This window comes from Nocardia sp. 852002-51101_SCH5132738, from assembly GCF_001665695.1.
Lineage (GTDB): Bacteria > Actinomycetota > Actinomycetes > Mycobacteriales > Mycobacteriaceae > Nocardia > Nocardia nova.
This window is the reverse complement of the sequence record NZ_LZML01000215.1, coordinates 1-1,186: the sequence shown is the minus strand read 5'-3', so window position 1 is coordinate 1,186 and position 1,186 is coordinate 1. Positions and strand designations below refer to the sequence as shown.

2 protein-coding genes and 1 pseudogene are annotated in these 1,186 nt (G+C 63.7%); 2 read left to right on the top strand and 1 reads right to left on the bottom strand.

The genetic code is table 11. The features are described 5' to 3' along the window. Window positions 1–65 precede the first annotated feature (65 nt). The gene (locus A5789_RS37110) at window positions 66–287 is read left to right on the top strand and encodes a hypothetical protein (RefSeq protein WP_064903081.1); all 222 of its coding nucleotides are present in this window, start codon (window positions 66–68) and stop codon (window positions 285–287) included. 182 nt (window positions 288–469) lie between these two features. Next, window positions 470–907, top strand: a pseudogene (locus A5789_RS34165) (ATP-binding protein); the annotation flags it as partial. A gap of 129 nt (window positions 908–1,036) precedes the next feature. Here A5789_RS34165 and A5789_RS38185 read toward each other — a convergent pair. Then, a partial coding sequence (locus A5789_RS38185) for an ATP-binding protein (protein WP_231956625.1) occupies window positions 1,037–1,186 on the bottom strand: 150 nt, incomplete at its 5' end.

The following is a 1,186-nucleotide window of genomic DNA, read 5'->3' as shown; positions in this document are numbered from 1 at the left end:
GAACCGAATTCCATTGTGCTAGAATAGATTTAGTACCGAACTAGCTTCGGACTTACACGGTTCTCGTGACACCCTCGGCGCGTACTGCCGACGATGTCGCGCAGGAGGTCTACGCGTTGCTGATCACCTACCAGGCGTTGCGGACCGCGATCGCCGATACCGCGCTGGCCACACCGGGCATGGTCGCGGACCGGGGCAGTTTCACCGTCGCTTTGCAGACCGCCCGCGACCAGCTCGTCCATGCGGCCGGGTCATCACCGGCGCGACTGTCGATATCGTCGGTGTGATCGGGCGGGCCGTGCGCGCTGACCTGCTCCCACATCGCCGGCCCCGCAGCAGCCTTCGCGTGGTCAAACGGGCAATCTCCAAACACCGCGCCAAGGGGGTGATCGACCGGACCATCTACCAAACCCACATCAGCGTGCGCGTGCTACCCGGTTGACAACCCGGCAGCACACCAAACTGAGCGGCCTTGGGTCTAGCCCGGGCTGCGGTGCACGCCGGCTACCGCACCTATGTCACCACCGCCGCCGATTTGGCGGCCCGCTGCCACAAAGCTGCGATCGAAGGCCGGTGGGCCACCTGCATGCGTTTCTACGCCGGACCAACGCTCCTGGCGATCGACGAACTGGGATACCTGCCGTTACCTGCAGAGGCGGCATCAGCACTGTTTCAGGTTGTCGCGCAACGGTACTTGAAGACATCGATCGCGATCACCACCAACCGCGGCGTCGGATCCTGGGGCGAGATCCTCGGCGATAACACTGTCGCCGCAGCATTATTGGACAGACTCCTGCACCGGTCGATGGTGATCAACCTCGACGGCGACTCCTACCGGCTACGCGACCACCAAGCCACCGCCGACAACCTCCGCCGGGCCACGACCGGAAACCGCGAACCCCTATAATCAGGACCGCTCACGGGTGGGGCATTTCGATGAGCCCGGCTGGGGAGATTCGGTGAGCGCAGTCAGCTGACGAGGCTCAAGAAACTTCCCCAGTGGTGCTCATCGAAATTCCCCACCCGTGAGGCGGTTCTACTGTAGCGGCCGGCGGATGGTTCCGGAGGCCGTGCGGTGGTTTTCTGATCGGGCATGGTGGTCTCGCAGGCGGTAGGAATCGCCGTCGAGTTTGAGGACCACCGAGCGATGTAGGAGCCGGTCGAGCATGGCCGCGGCGATGATGGT